This is a genomic window from Mesorhizobium sp. M0317, from assembly GCF_040321555.1.
Taxonomy (GTDB): Bacteria; Pseudomonadota; Alphaproteobacteria; order Rhizobiales; family Rhizobiaceae; genus Mesorhizobium.
Window position 1 is genome coordinate 35,733 of record NZ_JAMYRV010000009.1, and the last position, 20,963, is coordinate 56,695.

At 62.0% G+C, this 20,963-nt stretch carries 19 protein-coding genes; 8 read left to right on the top strand and 11 right to left on the bottom strand.

All coding sequences use genetic code 11. The annotated features are described in order from the left end of the window. Window positions 1-8 precede the first annotated feature (8 nt). The 9 genes from NKI88_RS09660 to NKI88_RS09700 all read right to left on the bottom strand — a co-directional run bounded on the left by NKI88_RS09660 (window position 9) and on the right by NKI88_RS09700 (window position 10,340). Window positions 9-677 (bottom strand): 4'-phosphopantetheinyl transferase family protein, encoded by a 669-nt coding sequence (locus NKI88_RS09660; RefSeq protein WP_023697684.1) that lies wholly within the window; start codon window positions 675-677, stop codon window positions 9-11. Then, on the bottom strand, window positions 674-1,132 hold the full coding sequence (locus tag NKI88_RS09665; protein ID WP_023697683.1) for a GNAT family N-acetyltransferase: 459 nt from the start codon (window positions 1,130-1,132) through the stop codon (window positions 674-676). The genes NKI88_RS09660 and NKI88_RS09665 overlap by 4 nt, the downstream gene beginning before the upstream one ends. Continuing rightward, window positions 1,132-5,220: a Pls/PosA family non-ribosomal peptide synthetase gene (locus NKI88_RS09670; RefSeq protein ID WP_352654842.1), complete on the bottom strand. Its 4,089-nt coding sequence runs from the start codon at window positions 5,218-5,220 to the stop codon at window positions 1,132-1,134. Before NKI88_RS09670 ends, NKI88_RS09665 begins: the two co-directional genes overlap by 1 nt. 305 nt (window positions 5,221-5,525) lie before the next feature. After that, window positions 5,526-6,716 carry an arabinose transporter gene (locus NKI88_RS09675; protein WP_352654844.1) on the bottom strand — a complete coding sequence of 397 codons (1,191 nt, stop codon included), beginning with the start codon at window positions 6,714-6,716 and terminating at the stop codon, window positions 5,526-5,528. A gap of 20 nt (window positions 6,717-6,736) precedes the next feature. Then, window positions 6,737-7,165, bottom strand: coding sequence for a lipocalin-like domain-containing protein (locus NKI88_RS09680; protein ID WP_352462992.1), 429 nt, complete (start codon window positions 7,163-7,165; stop codon window positions 6,737-6,739). Between the two features lie 61 nt (window positions 7,166-7,226). Continuing rightward, a complete protein-coding gene (locus tag NKI88_RS09685) occupies window positions 7,227-8,243 on the bottom strand; it encodes a zinc-dependent alcohol dehydrogenase family protein (RefSeq protein ID WP_352654846.1) in 1,017 nt (338 codons plus the stop codon). 24 nt (window positions 8,244-8,267) lie between these two features. After that, entirely contained in the window at window positions 8,268-8,663 is a 396-nt protein-coding gene (locus NKI88_RS09690; protein WP_352654848.1) for a (R)-mandelonitrile lyase, read from the bottom strand. Window positions 8,664-8,682: 19 nt separating this feature from the next. Continuing rightward, the gene (locus NKI88_RS09695) at window positions 8,683-9,153 is read right to left on the bottom strand and encodes a cyclophilin-like fold protein (protein ID WP_352654850.1); all 471 of its coding nucleotides are present in this window, start codon (window positions 9,151-9,153) and stop codon (window positions 8,683-8,685) included. Beyond that, window positions 9,150-10,340: an MFS transporter gene (locus NKI88_RS09700; protein ID WP_352654852.1), complete on the bottom strand. Its 1,191-nt coding sequence runs from the start codon at window positions 10,338-10,340 to the stop codon at window positions 9,150-9,152. Before NKI88_RS09700 ends, NKI88_RS09695 begins: the two co-directional genes overlap by 4 nt. Window positions 10,341-10,481: 141 nt before the next feature. Between NKI88_RS09700 and NKI88_RS09705 the strand changes: the two genes are divergently transcribed. From NKI88_RS09705 to NKI88_RS09720, 4 genes are all read left to right on the top strand, one after another. Continuing rightward, window positions 10,482-11,375: a LysR family transcriptional regulator gene (locus NKI88_RS09705; RefSeq protein WP_352654854.1), complete on the top strand. Its 894-nt coding sequence runs from the start codon at window positions 10,482-10,484 to the stop codon at window positions 11,373-11,375. A gap of 18 nt (window positions 11,376-11,393) precedes the next feature. Then, window positions 11,394-11,681, top strand: a complete 288-nt coding sequence (locus NKI88_RS09710) for a hypothetical protein (RefSeq protein ID WP_352654856.1) — start codon at window positions 11,394-11,396, stop codon at window positions 11,679-11,681. Window positions 11,682-11,734: 53 nt separating this feature from the next. Continuing rightward, window positions 11,735-12,634 carry an HNH endonuclease gene (locus tag NKI88_RS09715; protein ID WP_352654858.1) on the top strand — a complete coding sequence of 300 codons (900 nt, stop codon included), beginning with the start codon at window positions 11,735-11,737 and terminating at the stop codon, window positions 12,632-12,634. A gap of 126 nt (window positions 12,635-12,760) precedes the next feature. Then, on the top strand, window positions 12,761-14,626 hold the full coding sequence (locus NKI88_RS09720) for a DUF6119 family protein (protein WP_352654860.1): 1,866 nt from the start codon (window positions 12,761-12,763) through the stop codon (window positions 14,624-14,626). A gap of 151 nt (window positions 14,627-14,777) precedes the next feature. Here NKI88_RS09720 and NKI88_RS09725 read toward each other — a convergent pair whose 3' ends face one another. Both NKI88_RS09725 and NKI88_RS09730 read right to left on the bottom strand, forming a co-directional pair. Then, window positions 14,778-15,224, bottom strand: a complete 447-nt coding sequence (locus NKI88_RS09725; RefSeq protein WP_352654862.1) for a hypothetical protein — start codon at window positions 15,222-15,224, stop codon at window positions 14,778-14,780. A gap of 23 nt (window positions 15,225-15,247) precedes the next feature. Continuing rightward, window positions 15,248-16,189 (bottom strand): ParA family protein, encoded by a 942-nt coding sequence (locus NKI88_RS09730; RefSeq protein ID WP_023671562.1) that lies wholly within the window; start codon window positions 16,187-16,189, stop codon window positions 15,248-15,250. A gap of 451 nt (window positions 16,190-16,640) precedes the next feature. Between NKI88_RS09730 and NKI88_RS09735 the strand changes: the two genes are divergently transcribed. The 4 genes from NKI88_RS09735 to NKI88_RS09750 all read left to right on the top strand — a co-directional run bounded on the left by NKI88_RS09735 (window position 16,641) and on the right by NKI88_RS09750 (window position 20,960). Beyond that, complete coding sequence (locus tag NKI88_RS09735) at window positions 16,641-17,696, top strand: LacI family DNA-binding transcriptional regulator (protein WP_352654864.1); 1,056 nt, start codon at window positions 16,641-16,643, stop codon at window positions 17,694-17,696. Between the two features lie 69 nt (window positions 17,697-17,765). Continuing rightward, a complete protein-coding gene (locus NKI88_RS09740) occupies window positions 17,766-19,007 on the top strand; it encodes an ABC transporter substrate-binding protein (protein ID WP_023739238.1) in 1,242 nt (413 codons plus the stop codon). A gap of 175 nt (window positions 19,008-19,182) precedes the next feature. After that, the gene (locus tag NKI88_RS09745; protein ID WP_352654866.1) at window positions 19,183-20,103 is read left to right on the top strand and encodes a carbohydrate ABC transporter permease; all 921 of its coding nucleotides are present in this window, start codon (window positions 19,183-19,185) and stop codon (window positions 20,101-20,103) included. Further along, a complete protein-coding gene (locus tag NKI88_RS09750) occupies window positions 20,103-20,960 on the top strand; it encodes a carbohydrate ABC transporter permease (RefSeq protein ID WP_023816277.1) in 858 nt (285 codons plus the stop codon). Before NKI88_RS09745 ends, NKI88_RS09750 begins: the two co-directional genes overlap by 1 nt. Window positions 20,961-20,963 lie beyond the last annotated feature (3 nt).

Genomic DNA, 20,963 nt, shown 5'->3' on the forward strand with positions numbered 1-20,963 from the left:
CATCGCGCTTAAAGGGGGGCGCTTCGGACACCATCGACAAACGCCAGAACGACCACACACGGAGCAACGCAGTAAACCAGTCTCGCTCTGCGGCCCGTCTTCGTCACAGCGTCGCTTGCGTCGAGATCGACGGTGATGTCCTCATAGCCCAGCACTTCGCCATCAAGCGGGTAGGCGGCCTTGTAGACAGCTTCCTTGGCGGCAAAAAGGATGCGACCGGCAAGACACAAGTCGGTTGCGTCGATCCGGTCAGCGGGGACTGCAACCAGCGCGAAGATGTCGTCGGGCAGGGGCAAAGCGGGCTCGATATCGATGCCGAGCGAGGCGACGTGGGAGAGCGGCGCGACGGCCGCCACGGCTATCTCGTCGTCGTGAGCCAGCGACCCCGTTACTCCATGAGGCCATACCGGTGCGCCGGAGGAGCCGCGGAGGATAGCGACGTCGTTCAAGCCCATATCCGCCAGCAGCTCGTGCGCGATCCACCGCGCCGCGCCACTCGCCCGCCGCATCAGCGGCAGGCGTGACGGGATGGAGCGTGCTTCCTGCGGCAGCAAATGGTTCTCATCGCCTTCGCGGATCGTGCGGCATCCGATCCGAACGCCGGCCGGTGCCATGGCGGCCATCGCCGCCAGCAACTGCGCCGACAGGCTGGCACCGGCATCGAGCCGGCGCGTCATGGCTGTTCGCCCCGCAGAGCGAGGTCGGCGATCATTTCCCCGTCCTCGTCGGGCCCTTCTTCGACGAAACCGGCAGCGCGATAGAGGCGGCGTGCCGCTTCATTCCCAGGTTCGTAGCAGATCGAAACGTGGCTGATGTGGCCGAGCCGCATGATTTCATCCAGCACTTCGCGCAAAGCGGCCTTGCCGTAGCCTTGGCCCTGATGGACGCGATCGATCATGAAGCGGTAGATCCGCGCCTCGTCGTCGTCCTGCGGCGCCTCGTACATCAGGAAACCGACGACGCGATCCCCTGCCATGACGACGCGCGGCCGAGCGTCCCCGTCGCTTTCGGCTTCGTCCAGCGACTCCGCATTGCTGGCGACGAAATCCATCTGATCCGCAGCCAGTTCCAGAGCCGCGACCAGGGCCCGGTTGGCCCCGGTCACCGAAACGAGGCGGATGTCTGCGCTCATCAAGTCGTTGCCTTGACGCTATCCTCCGGCACCGGCGTGACGAAGCGATGCAGCTTGGCCGGGTTGCCCCGCCAGATCGAGTTGGGCTCCAGCTCTTCGCCCTTCATCACGAAGGAGTCCGCATCGACCATCGAGCCTTTGCCCATCACCACGCCGTAGTGGACAAAGGCGGAAGGCCCGAGCGTGCAGCCATCGCAGATGCGGATGAAATCGGACTTGAACGCGCCTTCTTCCAGCGAATGGGCCTGGATCACGCAGCCCTCGTTGAGCGTGACGTCGTCGCCGATCTCGACCAGCGAACGCTCGGTCAAATTGCTGCCGCCGTCATAGACCCGGCTGCCGACCTTGACGCCGAGCAGGCGCAGGATCATCGGCCGGAACGGCGTGCCGGCAAACAGGCGCACGATCGGCGAATCCGCCAGCTTCCAGTGGCGTTCGTGGCGCCAGAAGGCGACGTCGTAGATCGTCGTCATCTGCGGCTTCAGCCGGCCAAAGCCAAGGCTTGCCCGCTCGACCAGAATGTAGAACGGAATGGTGATCGCCGAGGTCAAAAGCACGGCGGCGAACAGGGCGACCTCCGCCCATTCCGTATAGTAGTTCAGCGCCCGGTCCCAGATCGCCAGCGTGACGAACAGCATGACCCATTGCGTTGCCAGGAACAGAAGAATGGTCACCAGGTTGTGGCGGTTCTTGTGCGGGATGCGCCGGCGCCGGTCGGCCTCGTCGACGCCGGCGATAAGCTCCTTGTCGCGGTTCACCATGCGCGGGATTTCAAACGCAGGCGAACCGAGAAGGCCGACATTCTCGCGCACCGGCCCATCGATGGGGATCATCACCTTGGTGCCGAGCAGCACGTTGTCGCCGGTGCGGCCGTCCGGGGGATAATAGATGTTGTTGCCGAGATAGTTGCGTTCGCCGATGCGCGTCGGCTCGAGCCTGAAGGCCGAGGCGGACTTGTGCATGTTGATCATGAACAGCCCGTCCGAGACCATGGTCTCGGTGCCGATCTCGCACAGAAGCGGATTTTCGTGCTGCTGGTTGGAGCCGAAATTGGAGCCGGTCTGCACCACTCTGTTGAGGTTCCAGCCGATGGCGCGCATGTAGTGCACGATGGCCGAGCTGTCGCCGGCCAGGAGCCCGAGCACGCGGGAATTGCTGGCGAATTCGGCGACGGTCTGCAGCCAGTAGCGGAAACCGTAAAGCGTGTAGGTGCGGCCCGGCTTCAAGATGAGGCTGGTCAGGCGCGGCACCAGCGTCGCTGCCAGGAAAGCCGCCGCGATATAGCCGAAAAGCGTGACCGTGGTGCCGATTGCGACAAGGCCGATCGTCTCCTGATAGTCGTCGCCGACATATTCCCAGTAGCTGTGGAACAGGAGCGGCAGCGGGGTGACGAGGCCAAACAGGCCGATCAGCTGCAGCGCTTCATAGAGGAAGCGCCGGACCTGGTAAGGATTGACATTGCGCACCTTGCAATAGTCCGCCGTGGTCGGCACTGCCGGCGATCCATGCCAGTGCTCGCCGTCCGGAATGCTTTGCCCGCGATGCAGCGAGGACGAATGGCCGAGCTGGGCACGGTCGCCGATGCTGGTGTCGATGTCGAGCGTGGAGCCGACGCCGACGAAGGCATCGCGGCCGATGGTAAGCGGTCCGGTATGGATGTAGCCGGCCTCGGCCCTGAAGCCTAGGATCATCGATTCCTTGCGCAAGATGGTATTGGCGCCGACCGAGATGAGATCCGTGCAGACGGGCACGGACTTCGATTCGATGACGGCGTTTTTCCCGAGTTTGGTGCCGAGCAGCTGCAGATAGAGGCTGTAGAGCGGGCTGCCGCGGAACAGCACGACGGGTGCGGTGCGGATCAACGTCTTGACCACCCAGAAGCGGAAGTAGCGCACGCCCCAGATCGGAAACGCCTCGGCCTTCCAGCGGCCGATGAGCACCCATTTCGCCAGGACGGCAAAGCCCGACATGCCGAAGAACACGGCGGCCGAGAGCGCCACGCACCGGATATAGAGCTGCAGCGGATCGTCGAGCGCGTCATACATCCAGTTGAGGCCGTCATTGATCGCCCAGAGCGCCACGTAGCTGTAGAGGCCGTAGAACGAAAGCTGCGCCGCGCCGCAGGTCCAGTAGGCGAAATTCGAGGCCCGGCGGGTGAGGACCGGCTCGTTGGTTGCCGTCGTCATCTCCTCCGCTACCCCCAGATGCAGCGCCAGGCGCGCCACTGTGGGATAGAGATAGATGTCGCGCATCGACGTCGTCGCCCATTCCTTCCTGGTGCGCACGCGCGCGCAGAAATGCGCCATCAGCAAGGAGTTGGCGCCGAGATCGTCGAAGAAGTGATCCTCGACCGACACCGCGTCGAATTTCAGCACCGTGGCCAGCGCTTCCGCCAGGAATCGCTCGTCCTCATTGCCGGGCGGCACCATCGTGCGATCGGCCGAAAGCCGGACGCTCGTCGGCTTCGGCAGTTGGCGCAGGTCTACCTTGTTGGAGACGGTCATCGGGATGGCAGGCAGTTCCTCCAGATAGGCGGGCACCATGTAGTCGGGCAGCCGCCGCTTCATCGTCTGGGCGAGATCCGCACGGGAAACCGCCGCTACGCCGGTTTTAAGCGCGTAATAGGCAACGAGTTCGACGCGGCCTGGCTCGATCTCCCAGGTGGTGACGGCGGCCTGCGCGATCTCGGGCTGGTCGAGCAGCACCGCTTCGATCTCGCCGAGCTCGATGCGATATCCGCGAATCTTTACCTGCGTGTCGATGCGCCCGGCATACTCGATCTCGCCGCTATCGTTGATCCGGCCAAGATCGCCGGTGCGGTAGATGCGCTGCGACGGGTTGTTCGGCAGGCCGACGAAATCGGCGATGAATTTCTGGTCGGTCAGGTCCGGCCGGTTCAGATAACCGACGGCGAGCCCGATGCCGGCAATGCCGATCTCGCCCAGTTCACCGGGCTCGGCAAGTTGCGGCAGCGAAGCGTCGAGAATGACGATGGAGTAAGTCGGCAACGGCGCGCCGATCGTGACGGGACTGTCCGGCGTCAGCGCCCCCATCGTCGCGGTGACGGTCGCCTCGGTCGGCCCGTAGGTATTGAGGATCTGCCGGCCCGGCTTCGACCAGCGCACCACCAGATTGTGCGGGCAGGCCTCGCCGCCCACCAGAAGCGTGCGCAGGCTGGGCACATCCGATGTCATCGATGACAACAATGTCGGGCTGCAGGCCATGCAGGTGATGTCATGGAGGCGCAGGAAATCCGCCAGTTCCTCGCCCACCAGCGGCATCTGGCCAGGTGCCGGCACCACCGTCGCGCCGGCGACGAACGGCACCCAGATCTCTTCGGAGGAAAAGTCGAAGGCAATGGTCATGCCCTGATACGCCCGGTCGCCCGGCCGGTAGCCGTAGGAGGCGGCCGCGACGTGTATGAAATTGACGAAGCTCTGGTGCGTGATGACCACGCCCTTGGGCTTGCCAGTGGTGCCCGAGGTATAGAGGATGTAGCAGATGTCGTCGGTCGCCTGCGGCTTCAGCGGCGCGGGCGACTGTGCGGAAATTTCGGCGGCGGCGCTGTCGATCAGCACATGGGGAACGGGCAGTTGACCGGCGCGCGACGCATAGGCGGCGATGGTGACGATCATGCTGACGGCGGCGTCTTCGATGATCAGCGCCATCCGCTCCTGCGGAAACGCGGTGGCCAGCGGCACGAAGGCAGCCCCCGCCTTCATCACCGCCAGCAACGCGACATAGGTTTCCGCCGATCGGTCGAGAATGAGCCCGACCCGGTGGCCCGGCCGCACGCCGTGCTTGATCAGCATGCGGGCGAACTGGTTGGCGCGGCTGTTCAGCTCCTGATAGGTCCACACGCGCCCTTCGGAGATCACCGCCGGCAGTGCGGCAAACGTTACGGCGAGCTGCTCGAACACCGTATCGAGCCGCTCACCCGGCTGCCGGGCAAAGTCGGCGCCCGTCAGGACCTGGCCGTTCCTTGTCGGGCCGCGAGCGATCCGTGCCAGCGCATCGATGCCTGGCAGGCCGCCGATCGGTGTTGCCGCGTCGCTGTCCAGTTCGGCGATATCGTAGTCCATGTCCATACTTTCTCGTCCTCGCCGGGCATTGCCCGGCTGTTCATGCCGCCGCTGGAGCAGGCACTGCGCCGCCGCTGCGATTTTGTTGGTGGAGGGCTTCCAAAAAGGAAGTGCCCGGAATCCCGACGGGGAAGCTTATGCCACCCGATCTTTTCGCCGGTTTTTCCGAACTGTTGAATTTTGTTTCTGGAGTGTGTCTGGGCGGGGATTTGCCGGGCCTCGTTGACCCTTGCGGGGCAGGGGTTCGCCCTCAGTGGCGACCCGGAAAGAGACTATGAGCGAACCTCATGCGGACGGCGCCGGCGAGCTGTCTATAATGGAGCGCTACGGCGACCCAGCAGCAGAGCGATGCCCAACGCCGGAAGCGTCGCCGCCGCGACGGCGAAGAAGACGAATTGCAGCCCGGTCGACGCAGCGACCAGGCCGAGCGCCGGACTGCCGAAGCCGAGCGCCACGTCGAGGAAGACGGTGTAGAGTCCCATGGCCAGGCCGCGGCTGCGCGACGGAAGATGGCCTACGGCCTCGGCGCCGAGGCCGGGATAGACCAGCGAGTAGCCGAGGCCAGTCAGACCCGCTCCGATTGCGGCGACAACAGGCCCGGTCGCAAGCCAGATCAGCATCAGCCCTGCCGCCTCGACCGCGACGAAGATCACGGCGACGCGTGCGCCTCCAAGCCTGTCGGGCAGGTGGCCAAAGCACAGCCTTGCCACAATCAGAGACGCAGCATAGGCCGTGAAAGGAAGCCATACCGGCTGCCAGCCCCGCTCGGCGAAGAGCAGGGCGCCGAAGCCCAGAATAGCACCATAGCCGAGGCTGCTGAAAGCAGCTCCGACGCCAGGAAGCCAGACCGCTTTCGCCACGCTCCTCCATGACTGCGGCACGCTGCCCGCGGCGGCGCCGGTGCCGCTCATCGGCAGGATGGCAAGCAGCGTCGCCAGCGGCAGGACGATCGTCGCGAGTGCGATCGTGGTGAAATCGCTCGCTGCATAAAGCGCAGATCCGGCCGGCGCCCCTAGCGCGAGCGCCGCAAACATCGCCGTGCCCACCCAGGCTATGACTTTTCCGGAGTTCTGTCCGCCCGCAACGGAGAGGCCCCAGGCGACGCCGCCGGTGATGATGAAGCTCTCGGACGCGCCCAGCACCGCCCGGCCGGCGAACAGCGCCGATGCGGACGCTACCGGCCGGTCGAGCAATGCCAGCGAGCCGAGGTAAAATAACCCGGCAAGGGCAGCGGCAATGAGGCCGATGACGACGGCGCGCTTGCCGCCGCGCCCATCGGCATAGTTTCCAGCCCCGATGCGCGACAGCATCGAGGCGACGAACTGGCTGCCCGTCACCAGTCCCACTGCGAAGGGGCCGAAGCCGAGCTGCTGGTGAAGATGCAGCGGCAGGACGGGTAGCGCCAGGCCGATCAGCAGGAAGCCGGCGAAGACGGCCGCCACGATCGGTACCAGCTCCGCCATGACGCCATTTCGGTCTGACATCCGCGCCATTTTGGCCATCGGTAACCCAACTGTTCGGATCAGTAGCGTTCGTAGGTTACGCGCCAGCCTTCGGCCGGGTTGTCAGGCGTGAGGACCAGTTTGTTGTCCGAGACCTCGAATTTGCGTTTCATGCTCTTGCCGACAAGGTTACGGACCAGGGAGGACTCGATGGTGATGACGAAGGTCTTGTCCTGGTCGTTGATGGCGACCGGCCCGTAATAGGCTTCGTAGCCATTCGCCGTGTAAGGCGTGTCCGGCGCCTTGGGGTCGGGGTTCTGCGCCTGCACAGAGAGGGTGCCGGCCCCGGTGAAGATGACCTGGCCGGAGTAGGACACGGGCTTGAGGTTTCCCTCGGCGCCGGCCTCGAGCGAAATCATGCGCCATGCGCCGATGATCGCGGACTCTTGCGAGAAAGCCGGCGTGGCGACCGAAAGCGCAAGCGCAAGGGCGGCAATCTTCAATCTCATCGTCATATGTTGTCCCTTTTCTGAGTTGTGGGTGCGCACAGGCCGTCCGCCCGATCTTTGCTCACACCGAAAGCATGACCTTGATGGCGCGACGCTCGTCCATGGCGCGGTAGCCTTCAGCGACCTCGGCCAGCGGCAGCTTGAGGTCGAAGACCTTGCCGGGCTTGATCCGACCTTGCAGCACACGGTCCATCAGGTCGGGCAGGAAACGGCGCACCGGCGCCGGGCCGCCCAGCATTCGTTTCTGGCCGAAGAATAGTTTTTGGCCGTCGAAGTTCACGCCATGCGGCACGCCGACATAGCCGATGGTGCCGCCGGGGCGGGAGCAGGCCAGCGCCTGGTCGAAGGATTCTCCCGTGCCGACGCATTCCAGCACGGAGTCCGCGCCGACGCCCTTGGTGAGTTCCTTGATGAGGGCCACGCCTTCCTCGCCGCGCTCAGCGACGATGTCGGTGGCGCCGAACTCGCGGGCGAGCTTTTGGCGGCTGGCGTGCCGGCTCATGGCGATGATGCGCTCGGCGCCCATCTCCTTGGCCGCAAGCACGCCCATCAGGCCGACCGCACCGTCGCCGACCACCACCACCGTCGATCCTTCGCGGACCTCGGCTGCGTCGGCCGCATACCAGCCGGTGCCGAGCACATCGGACACCGCCAGCAGGTCAGGGATGAGGTCGGCCGGCGGCACCTCGGCGGTGGCGACCAGTGTGCCATCGGCCAAGGGTACGCGAGCGTAAGGCGCCTGCGCGCCCGACATGAACTCGCGCTGCACGCAAGACGACTGGAAGCCGAAGCGGCAATGCGGGCAGGTATTGTCCGAGAGGCAGAATGACCCGACGACGAACTGGCCGGGGCGGACCGTGCGCACCTCTGCGCCGACCTCGACGACGATGCCGCAATATTCGTGGCCCATATGCATCGGCCCCGCGACCGGCTGCAGCCCGCGATAGAGCCACAGGTCCGAGCCGCAGATGCAGCTTGCCGACAGCTTGATGATGGCGTCCGTCGGCCGCATGATCTTCGGATCGGCGATTTCCTCGCAGCGTATGTCGCCCGGTTTGTGAAGAACGGTTGCAAGCATGTTGGTTCCTTTCGAGGGGAGAGATCAGGCGCCGTAATCGGCGTCGCCGACATGTTCCAGCCAGTCCACGACCTTGCCGTCCTTGACCTCCTGGAGGGCAATGTGGGTCATGGCGGTCTGAGACGACGCGCCGTGCCAGTGCTTTTCGCCGGGCGCGAACCAGACGACGTCGCCCGGATGGATTGCCTCGACCGGGCCACCTTCGCGCTGAACTCGGCCCAGGCCAGAGACGACGATCAGCGTCTGGCCGAGCGGATGCGTGTGCCAGGCGGTGCGGGCGCCAGGCTCGAAGGTCACCTGTGCGCCTTGAACCCGCTCGGCGTCGAAGGGATTGAAGAGCGGATCGATCCGCACCGTTCCGGTGAACCAGTCAGGTGGTCCCTTGCCGGAAGGCCTGGTGCCGGCGCGAAGAATGTCCATGGTGATCTCCTTTGCGATCTCAAATGCGTTCGATGCGAAGCGGGAATTTGCCGCGAACGTGCAGGGCCGGCTCGCCCTCGTCGAAGCGGCCAAGCCTGATCAGCCCGGGATGGCGGTAGTCGGCGTAGAACATGGCCAGGTTGCCCCAGGGCATGAAATAGCACAGGTCGTAGGGCTGCTCGTCGGCGAAAGGACCGCTTCCCTCCTCGGTCAGCTTGCGCGGCAGATAGGCGATCTTCTCGTTGTGGGCGTAGTCCTCGATCTCGAGGTCGAGCGGCAGCATGGAGAAGAAGTCGCGCGCCGACGGATTGTCGTAGAGCGTGGCGGTCATGGTGCGGCCGTTGAAAACCATCCTGATCTTCATGTCGGTGGGCTCCTGGCTGACGGGAGATTGGCCTTCCTGGCTGGCGGCTGTGCGAGGCAGGGCCGCCACCGCGAGCGCGGCGCCGAGCAATGTCCGGCGGCTGAGCGGCGCACGTTCGATCGTCATGGCAAAGACCTCCGGGCCATATACGCTGCGGCAAGGGCGGCGAGCGCCGATCCGCAGAGCAGCACCGCGCCCAGAGTGAACGGCCCCCACCAGCCGACCGTATCGAACAGCGTGCCGCCGATCGCGGCGCCGCCGGTGATGGCGAGCTGGATGACGGCTACCTGCAACCCGCCGCCGGCCTCCGCGTCGTTCGGCAACGTTCGGCTGAGCCACGTGCCCCAACCAACCGGCGCGGCCATGCCGAAGAAGCCCCAGGCAACGAGCAGCAGCGCTGTGAGACCCGGGAGTGCACCGAGGGCGATGAGCGCGGCGGCCAGTGCAGCCATGACCAGCGGGATGACGGTGAGAATGCTGAACAGACGCGTGCGCAAAAGCCGGCCGACGCACCATGTGCCGAGCACCCCGGCCAGCCCCATCGCCAGCAGGACCGCCGAGAGGGCGGCGATATCGAGCCGGGTGACGTTCTCGAGGAAGGGCCGCAGATAGGTGAAGAGCGCGAACTGACCCATGAACAGCATCATGATCGACGCCATGCCGGTGGCGACAGGAAGACGGCCGAGCAGCGCCAGCGGGTTGCCGGCACGATTCCTGCGGCGCGGCGGCAGCGCCGGCAGGCTTGTCCACTGCCAGGCCAGCGCCAGGAGACCAAATGGCACGACGAGGAAGAAAGCGCCGCGCCAGCCGACATAGGCGCCGAGAAAACTGCCCAGCGGCGCGGCGATGGTGGCCGCAATGGCATTGCCGGCGTTCAGCATGGCGAGACCCTTCGGAACCATGTCTTGCGGCACGAGGCGCATGACGATCGCGGTCGACATCGACCAGAACCCGCCGATCGCGATGCCGAGCAGCGCCCGGCCGACCATGAGCAACGCGTAGTTCGGCGCGAAGGTGACAGCCAGACCGGACACGATGAGGAGGAGGGTGAAGCCGGTCACGACCAGTCGGCGGTCGATGTGGCGCGTGAGGCCGGCGACCAGCAGGCTGGTCACGACCGCGAAAGCGCCCGAAATCGAGATCGCCTGTCCCGCGCGGCCCTCGGTGATGCCGAGATCGGCCGCTAGCGGCGACAGCAGGCTGACCGGCATGAATTCCGACGCGATGAGCACGAAAACACACAGCGCCATCGACAACACCGCGCCCCATGCGGCGCGGTTTTCAACAAGCCTTGTGTCGTATGTGGTTTCCATGATTGGCATCCTGGCAAAGCGACCGGACGGATCAGCCGCCGTCGCTGCCAGAAGATATTGCAGGGGAACCCATTTAAGTAGACTAAGTAATCCGCATGGACTTATCTGCTCATGATATGAATGTCCGATGGGAGGTGCCCTATGCAGCGCGATGGCATGAAGGATCTGCTATGGTTCGTGGCGGTCGCCCGCGAGCGCAGTTTCACCAGGGCAGCGGCCAAGCTGGGAACCTCGCAGTCGACCCTGAGTTCGACAATCAAGGAGCTTGAAGCTCGCCTTGGCGTCCGCCTGCTGACGCGTACCACGCGGAGCGTCTCTCCGACCGAGGCCGGCGAGCGACTTTTCCAATCTCTCGTTCCCCGCTTCGAGGAAATCGAATCCGACCTCGCAAGCCTGGTGGCGTTTCGCGACAAGCCCTCCGGAACGGTCCGCATCACCCTGTCCGACCATGCGCTCCAGACGACCGTCTGGCCGAAGCTCCAGCCCTTGCTCAACGACAATCCCGACGTGCGCGTCGAGCTCTACAGCGACAACGGCATGAAGAACATTGTGGAGGAGCGCTTCGACGCAGGCGTGCGGCTTGGCGAGAGCATCGACCGGGATATGATCGCAGTGCGCATCGGGCCGGATTGGAGGCTCGTGGCCGTGGCTTCGCCGGACTACTTTTCCCGCCATCCGGTCCCGACCGCGCCCCAGGACCTGGTCGACCATGACTGCATCAACATGCGGCAGGCGACGTTCGGCGGATTGTATGCCTGGGAATTCGCCAGGGATGGCCGCGACCTTCGTGTGCGGGTGGAAGGCCAACTCACCTTCAATTCGTCCATTCCCATGATCGAGGCTGCGACAAGCGGTTTCGGGATCGCCTATATCCCGGAAAACCTCGTCAGCCACCACATCGCCGACGGACGCCTCAGGCTCGTGCTCGACGACTGGAGCCCGCCTTTTGCCGGCTATCACCTCTACTATCCGAGCAGGCGACAGCTCTCCCCTGCGATGGCGGTGATCATCGACGCGCTCCGCCATCGCATCTGACCAAAGGGACTGTTTGGATTGAAGCTGACATTGGCAAATGGCAGGTTCTACCTGGGCATCGCCCGGCTGTTCATGCCGCCGCTGGAGCAGGCGAGGGGCGCCGCTGCGATTTGTTGGTGGAGGGCTTCCAAAAAGGAAGAACCCGGATTCCTGACTTGGAAGCCTGTGCCACCCGATCTTTTCGCCGGTTTTTCCGAACTGTTGAATTTTGTTTCAGGAGTGTACCTGGGTGAGTGCGTCTTGGCCGGCCGCTCGTTGGCCCTTGCGGGGATGGCGCTTCTCTGGCCTAGACTAAACTCGCAATAGGGTTTCGATATCAGGCCCGAGGTAGCCACCTCAGAACGCACTGTAGAAAGATCATGGGATTCGGGGTTTTCATTCACCGTTCAGATTCGATCTACGATGACAGCCCCGCTGAGCAATACCAGTTTCCCAGCCAGTATTTGCGTCGGGTCGAAGCATGCGTCGGTGATTGGATCATCTACTACGAGCCCAGCAAGGTAAAAGACACCCGTGGCTACTTCGCCATGGCCAAAGTCCAACAGGTTATTCCTGATCCTGTGAAGCCTGCCATGTACCTCGCTCTGATCGAGGCTGGATCCTACCTTGATTTCGCCAATCCTGTTCCGTTCAACGGGGCGGGCGGTGTCGTTGAGCGAGGCGTACTCAATGACGAAGGACAAAATTCTGGTCGCGCCCAATCTGCCGTCCGCCCAATTAGCCCAAGCGACTTCAACCGTATTGTCGATCTGGGTTTGGACATCAGCGAGCCGTTGTTGCCGCGCGTCGATGAGATCGGCGCGTCGTCCGGGTTTCAGGATGAGCAGGCTCCATTCCAGTTCGAGCAGAATCGCAATCGTATGAGTTACATTGGATCGCGAATCGTGCGGGATCGCATTTTCCGTCGCGTCGTCTTGCGCGCCTATGATGAACGCTGCGCAATCACGGGACTCAAGTTGATAAATGGCGGCGGCAGAGCAGAGGTTTCCGCCGCACATATTCGACCGGTCGAAGCGAACGGGCCTGACATCATCAACAATGGGATCTCACTGTCCGGTACAGCGCATTGGATGTTCGATCGCGGATTGATCAGTCTATCCGATGACTTGGAAATACTGATCTCACGGCAGGTCAATGACCTCGGCAGCGTGAAGGCATTCATAAACAGAACCCGTCGAGCGCTTCCGCCCCGCCGACAGCTCGAACGCCCACATCCCCATTTCTTACGATGGCACCGCGAGCACTGCTTCAAGCAGTGAGTCAAGGGTCACTCGTCGAGCAGGGCGCCTGCACCACTCTCTGTTGGCCTGTAGCCATGTTGTTGTCTTATGTATATTTCTGTGGTTAGTTGTTGACAAAAGTAATCGGTTGTCTAGGGGGGCGGCATGGCCGAAAAATCAAGGCCGTTTTCTATTTATCTTCTGCGTGAAAATTACGAATCAAATAATTCTCTCGTAGATGATCATGAGCTGGAGCCTGCTCAGGCCAACCACGTGCCCAAAGGTGCGGTCATATATTTACTTGATGCCGATCGAAAGCGCCCTTGGTGGCGCTCGTATTTCGGCATCGAGGATGACATCTGGCAGGAGTTCAAAGGGGCGCTCCTGTTCTTGACGGTAGGCGAACGCCATTTTGCAGTCTGTTTCGGGCAAGTCCATCACAATCTCAAGGATGTCGCTTACGAGTATGACTTCGGCTTGCGCGTTACCCTAAACATGCTTGATCCCAAAGAACTGCGAAGCGCTGACATGGTTGAACCGGGACCTGCGCGCCGAAAACGCACGCAAGTCCCGATTTCAACTGAATTGACGTACCTCGATTTCGACGCCAATAGCGAGATAATTAAGAGTCTCACCGGCAAGGTGAAGCCGGAGTTTGAGGAGCTTTTTAAAAGCGCTACTGGCTCAGCTAGCCTAAAGATCAGCCTCAAAATTCAACCAGATCAACTGGCTGATCGATGCGGTCGCTTTCTAAAACTTTATGAGAGTGACGAATACAAAGTTTCGTTCCCGAATATCGAAAACATAACACCCGTGCGCAATCCCGCCGATATTGCGCCATTGGATGCTCAACTCCTTGCCTCGATCAGGGGGAAAGACGGGGCGACGACACTCACCATTCCCGACATCGTCGACTACAAAGATAACACCTGCTGCATGTTCGGGGGCGGTGAGGGCCCAAGCCAGATTTACCCCGACATCTCCATTGAGCAGTTCTACGAATACGTCGGCGATGAGGGTCTCGCTGATCTCACTATGGATGCCCTTAAAGGTGAATACCGTCTCATCCTCACCGACACAGAAGGTTTGCCCGATAAGTCATATGGACTTTATCGCAGCGTTCTATTCGACATAGAACCTCCGGGCGAGGACGTGATCTATCATCTATGTGAGGGCGCTTGGTATAAGGTTGAAAAGGCCTTTGCCGCGCGGCTGAGAACCTACCTGGATGCCAAGTGCGAGATGACCGACCTAAGCCCCTACAACCACGACGCTATGAACAAGGGAAAGCGTGTTTACAGCGAAGCAAACTACAATGAGGCAATGGCGGCCGCGCACGCAGGGTTTCTTTGCCTTGACCAGACCGATATTAGTCCCTCTGGAAGCACAACGATTGAACCTTGCGACATCTACACGGCGCGCGCCGATGCAATCGCGAGGTCCGGTCAACGGGGCGTATTTTATCACATCAAGATCTCCACGCGCTCATCGCACCTCAGTCACCTGTTCAACCAGGGCGTGAATTCTGTTGAACTGATCACGCACGAGGCCGCGTCTCGAGAGAAGTTGGAAGCGATCATTACCCAAAAACTAGAGGGTGCTGATCCAGCAAATTTTCTAGCGCCGTTTGTGGATTCGGACTACAAGATCGTATTTGGCATCATTACTCATAAAGACGTGACAGGCGCGTCCGGAAATCTTCCGCTTTTCTCAAAACTTAGCTTGATGAGAAACATGCAGCGGCTTGACTTCGCGCGAATTCCTTGCGCGCTAACATTCATTCCAGACCACAGCGAAGCCAAGGGTGGGCATGCGCCCTACCAGAGTTACTTAGTAGAGGTGATGCAGGACGGAAAGAAGAAGGTTGTTCGGGCGGTGGACGGTCAAGGGCTCGATACCACCATCGATATCAGACGCTGCCCTAAGACTGTTTCAGACAGCGCACCTGGCGCGCGCTTCAATGTGTCCGTTAAGGTGAAAGAAGATGAATACTCATCTTCACATCATTGGCCGTACTCAGTAGCTGCTTAGCAGCCAGCGCGGACGCATTTTAGGCACGTGATTGCGCGCTGCTCGGGCAGCGTGTCAGAACAGTTCCGCAAACGAGGAAGGAATGGGTCTTGGTCAAGCGCGAAACGCACCGACAGTTTTTTGATTGGCCGGCGATCGCCTATCCTCCACGCTAAGAACGGCGACTTGCGCCGTATCGCTCGGCTTCTTCTGAAATTATCTTAAGTGACTGTTCGTGCTTGAGGGCTGCACTGATTGCATCCCGAATTTCAGCGGCGGGCATCCGTTGAAGTTTTGAACGCGGGATTGAAAAGCGCGCAAACGCAAGTTCGACCAAATCCAGCTTCGTACGGGCCTCGTCATTGATGTATGTCGAGATTGCGTCGTCGTCGTAGGCCCTTAACTCTTCAGTGGACGGGGTTACCCAAAGGGACGATTGCGCCGGGGAGGAATCGACACGTTGAGCCGCAGCCTCCTTTTCTAGCCGATCGGCGAGCTTCCTTAACGCTTCGGCTAGGGCAGGGTTTCCACTGCGGCGATCTTTGTACAAGGTGACCATCTGTCTCAAAAATCGCACCACATCCTGATCGGATAGGCCCTTGGCGATCCGGTCAGCCATACCACTAATTTTCCTTCTGCTCTTCAAAGTGCGTCAATCCGTGCTTTTAGTGTGTCGGTGAGGTTTCGGTACATTGTATGTAGGCCCCTCGCGCCAATGTTCTGCGTGTTCGCTCGGTCGTAGACAGGCACCGCGTCGGCAAGGGCCTGCGACACACCTGTCCCTTCTTCAATGTAGGGCCGTAGCAGATTCTGGCCCCAACGCCTTTGCAGCGATGCAAGATGAACCGTATGGTCGTCAACATATCCAGAATGTGCCGCCCCGTGAGTGCGGATCCGGGTTATGGCAACGCCCACCAATTGCGTGTCTGGTACATGCATGGGGCGGCTAGCCCCCATGGTCGCTAGCGCCTTCAGCCTTACGTCGATACCGTTTTGAATCATGCTTACTAGATGTGGCGCGCCACGTTCCATGACAGCCTCGGGGATAACTGGAAGAATGTATCCGTGGCTGGCGGCGATGGCATTCTGTGAAACGATTTTCGTGGCAGGCGGGCAATCAAAAATGATGTAGTCGTATAATTCGTCTATTCCAGCAGTCTCTAGCCACTTGCAAATTAGCGTACGCTTATCCCATTCGGAATGTATCGCGTTGCCATGATGAGATGCCGTAAGCTCAATTTCAACGTCGTCCAGCTCTAGGCTCGCTGGAACAATATCCAGTGAGGCGTAGTGGTTGCCAGGAACCGTTTTTATGGCGTTCTTTTCTATGATACCAGCGCCGGGTAACGAGCCAGATTGACCTATGAACGGTTTGAAAATCTCATTGATAGTTCGATTTGCTTGTATGGAACGGCCCCAAACTGGGGCAGTTAAACAAACAATCGAAAGGCTGCTTTGATGGTCGACGTCCACTAGCAACACGCGGCTGCGATGGAAACGAGCCAGCCCCGCGGCGAACTGAAATGACAGCGTGGTTTTCCCGACGCCGCCCTTGAAATTTATTACGCTCACCCGCTTGGCCATAAATCCCCGCTGCTATGTGCAATCTAATCTCTCTTGCCTGAGTCTGTCACCATATCCTCCTTGAAGACCGACTACCAACGAACTATCCCTCGCCGCCTTTCGCGTTCGTGGCCAGCCATTGTAGTCAACAGCATCAAACACCGGCATGCGACTGATATGATCGTTTGGCTGGGCGGCGTCTACGATGCCTTGTATCCATTTCCGGCTGGCGGCAGCAGATGGCTACCGTTAGGGGAATATCCGCTTCGAGCCGGTGTCGCATCGTGTGAACCATGCTCAACTGCCTGCCAGTCACCCCTCTATCCCTCTTGCCATCCCCAAATTCTCATCCTAATCTCCCTCTGAGAAAACGTTTTCCCAAACCCCGCAGCACCCGCCGATTACCCATCTCGACATGCTCCGCCCCACTAAGAGAAAACCTTTTCCCAAACCGAGGACCGACACCCAAAACATGGCCTCCGACACGCCACCACCCGCCAAACAACCCGTCACCCTGCGTGAAGTCGCGGCGATGGCTGGCGTCAGTGTGGCCACGGCCTCGAAGGCGCTGAACGGGCAGGGGCGGATGACCGCCGAGACGCGGCAGCGCATTCGCGAGACGGCGCAGCGGCTTGGCTTTCGCCCCAACAGCCTGGCGCAGAGCCTGCTGCGGCGGCGCTCCTTTACCGTCGGGCTGTTGACCAACGATACCTATGGCCGCTTTTCGCTGCCGGTCATGTCGGGCATTTCGGATGCGCTGGTCGATGCCGGCGTGTCGGTGTTCATGTGCAATGTCGAGGACGATCCGCGGCTGGCGCAACTGCATGTCGAGGCGATGCTGGACAAGCGCATCGACGGCATCATCGCCAGCGGCAAGCGCATCGACCGCCATTTGCCGGTCGACCTCGCCAATCTCGGCGTGCCCGTCATCTACGCCTTCAGCCAGCCCGATCCCGATGCCATCGCCTTCGTCTCCGACGATGCCGGCGGGGCCCGGCTGGCGGTCGAGCATTTTTGCCGGCTCGGGCGGCGGCGCATCGCCCATGTCAGCGGTCCCGCCAGTTTTGCCGTGGTGAATGAGCGGGCACAGGCTTTTCGGGATGTGCTGGCCGCACACGGCCTGCCGGTGACCGAGCCCTTGCTCGGCTCGTGGTCGGAAGCCTGGGGGCATGAAGCCGTCGGAAAGCTGTTCGACGGCCCAACGCTCTTCAACAAGAAGGGAGAGAAACCCGACGCCGTGTTCTGCGGCAACGACCAGATCGCGCGCGGCGTCATCGATGCGCTGCGCGAGCGCGGCTTAGGCGTGCCCGGCGATGTCGGCGTCATCGGCTTCGACAATTGGGAGATCGTGGCGGAGGCGACCCGCCCGCCGCTGACCTCGGTCGACATGAACCTGGCAGCGCTCGGCCGCGAGGCCGGCCTCACACTGCTTTCGCTCGTCGGCGGCCAACCCGCCGCGCCGGGCATTCGAAAACTGCCGTGCCGGCTGGTGGTGCGTCAGTCATGCGGCCGCCCATTGGACGGCTAGGAGAACGCGCGGCGCAATCTGAGAGAGCGCCGCAACAGGGAGGAGAACAGAACCATGAGGAGGAAAACCATGAAGACCGTGATTACCGGGTTCGCGCTCGCCGCGAGCATCATTGCCTTGCCTGCAATGGCCGCCGACACCGCCAATATCTGGGTTCGCGCCGACGGCTCGAACTTCATGCCGCGCATCGTCGACGCCTTCAACAAGGGCCATGAGAACCAGGTCAAGCTGGACATCATTCCCAATGCCGAGATCATCCCGAAATATGGCGCCGCCGCCGCCGGCGGCACGGCGCCCGACGCGCTGTCGCTCGACCTGATCTACACGCCGTCCTTTGCCGCCGCCGGCCAGCTCGAAGACATTACCGACTGGGCGAAATCGCTGCCCTATTTCGCCAGCCTGTCGCCGGCGCACGTCAAGACCGGCACCTACAAGGATCACATTTACGGGCTGCCGTTCTCGGCCGACGCCTCGGTGCTGATCTGGAACAAGAAACTGTTCAAGCAGGCGGGGCTCGATCCCGACAAGGGGCCGGCCAACTGGGCCGAGATCGAGGCCGATGCCGAAAAGGTCAACGCGCTCGGTGGCGACATCAAGGGCTTCTACTTCTCCGGCAATTGCGGCGGCTGCAACATCTTCACCTTCACGCCGCTGATCTGGGCCTCGGGCGGCGACATCCTCTCCGAGGACGGCTCGAAGGCGACGCTGGACAGCCCGCAGCTGCGCGGCGCCATCGACCTCTACCGCTCGATGGTCAAGAAGGATCTGGTGCCGGCCGGCGCGCAGACCGACACCGGCGCCAACTTCTTTGCCGCCTTCGCCACCGGCAATATCGGCATTTCGCCGTCCGGCGCCTTCGCCATCGGCGCGCTCAACACCCAGTATCCGGATATCGACTATGGCGTCACCTTCCTGCCGGGCAAGGACAGCGGCTGGTCTTCGTTTGCCGGCGGCGACAATTTCGTCGTCACCAAGGGCACCAAGAAGCTCGCCGTGGTGAAGGAGTTTCTCGACTTCGCCTATTCGCTAGAAGGCCAGACCATCCTGGCCAAATACGGCAGCCTGCCGGTGCGCGGCGACATCGCCAAGGAGGCGCTGAAAGATCTCGATCCGCGCTACCAGATCGCCGCCGAAGCCATGGCCAAGGGCCGCACGCCCTATTCCGTGGTGTTCAACGACCTGATCAACTCGGCCAACGGTCCGTGGACGCAGATGATCAACGAGGTCGTCTTCGGCGACGACGTCGACGGCGCCGTCGCCAATGCACAAGAGACCATGCAGTCGATCATCGACCAGGCGCCGCAAAAGTAAGCGCCGCCCCTACCTCCCCCTCGAGGGGAGGTCGGACCGCAGGTCCGGGTGGGGTCGTTCCGGCAGTGCTCGACATTCTTTTTCGTCGGCGCACTGCGCGGAGGACCCCACCCCCGGCCTGCGGCCGGACCCTCCCCTCGAGGGGGAGGGGGATCACCGCACCCGGAGCCCACGTATGACCGCAATCACCACCACCCCGCCACGCGCCAGAAAACTGGTCGGCGCCGGTCGCCGGCAGTGGATCGGCCTGCTCTATGTCGCGCCGGCCGTGGCGCTGGTGGTCGTGTTCTTCATCATTCCGCTCGGCATGACGGCCTGGATGTCGCTGCACAACTGGCCGCTGATGGGCGAGCATTTTTACATCGGCTTCGACAATTACCGGGCGATCCTGCGCGACAACCGTTTCTGGAACGCGCTGAGCTTCACCGCCTACTACACCGTGATCGTCACCATCGTGATCTTCGCCGTCGCCTTTCCGCTGGCGCTGTTCATCGAAAAGCCCAGGCGGCTGACCGGCTTTTACCGGACATCCTTCTTCATGCCGGCGGTCGTCGGCTTCGCCTCGGCCAGCCTGCTCTGGTCGTGGCTGCTCAATGTCGATTCCGGCCTGTTCAGCCCGGCCGCCTACGATTTCGGCCTGACCGGGAAAAAGTTCAACCTTCTGGCGACCTTCCAGCCGGCCTTCTGGTCGATCATCGCCATGGTCGTCTGGAAGGTGGCGGGCTTCACCATGATCATCCTGATGACCGGCCTGCAGTCGATCCCGACCGATCTGCAGGAAGCCGCGATGATCGACGGGGCAGGGCCGTTCGCGCGCTTTCGCGCCATCACCCTGCCGCTGATGCGCCGCACGCTGGCGCTGGCGCTGATCCTGTCGATCGCCGGTTCGATCCTCGCCTTCGACCAGTTCTACATCATCCTGCGCGGCGGCCCGCGCAACCAGACGCTGACCGCCGTATACTGGATTTTCAACCAGTCCTTCGTCTCGTTCAAGCTCGGCTATGGCGCGGCGCTGTCGATGATCCTGCTGGCCATACTGGTGGCGCTCAGCCTGGTTCAGCTGTGGCTGCTGCGCAAGCCGGAGGGCATCGACTGATGGCGCAGGCAAGAAGCCGCAGCAGCCGCCTCTGGCTCAGGATCGCCGAGCATTCGACCGGCATGATCGCCTCAGTGCTGTTCATCGCGCCGATCGTCTGGGCCGTGCTGTCGACCTTCAAGCCGGCGCAGGAGGCGCGCCAGCCGCCGCTGCCGCCATGGCCGACGACCGGGTTTTCGGTCGAGAACTACCGCACGCTCGACACCTTTGGCGACGGCCTCTGGCTGCCGGCGCAAAACAGCCTCTATGTCGCCTCCATGACGGTGATCCTGTCGGTGATCGTCAGCGTGCTCGCCGGCTACGGCTTTTCGCGCTTCCGCTTTCCCATGAAGGATGTGCTCTTCATCGTCATCCTGTCGACGATCATGATCCCCTTCCAGTCGATCCTGACGCCGATCTTCCTGGTGCTGACCAAGATCGGGCTGCACAACACGCTGACTGGGCTGGTCCTGGTCTACACCACGCTGCAACTGCCGTTCTCGATCTTCATGATGCGCAACGCCTTCGACGCGGTGCCGCGCGAGATCGAGGAGGCCGCCCGCATGGACGGCGCCAACAACGTCACCATGCTGCTCAAGGTGATGCTGCCGCTGGTCTGGCCGGGCATCGTCACCATCGCGCTGTTCGCCTTCCTCGGCGCCTGGAACGAATTCCTGGCCGCACTGGTGCTGATGACCGACCAGTCCAAATTCACGCTGCCGATCATGATGACCGCGCTGCAGTCGGGCCGCTTCGGCGCCATCGACTGGGGCGCCGTGCAGGCGGGCGTCACCGTGATGATGGTGCCGTGCCTGGTGCTCTTCCTCTTGCTGCAGCGCTTCTACATCCGCGGCCTGATGGCCGGCGCGGTGAAATGACCC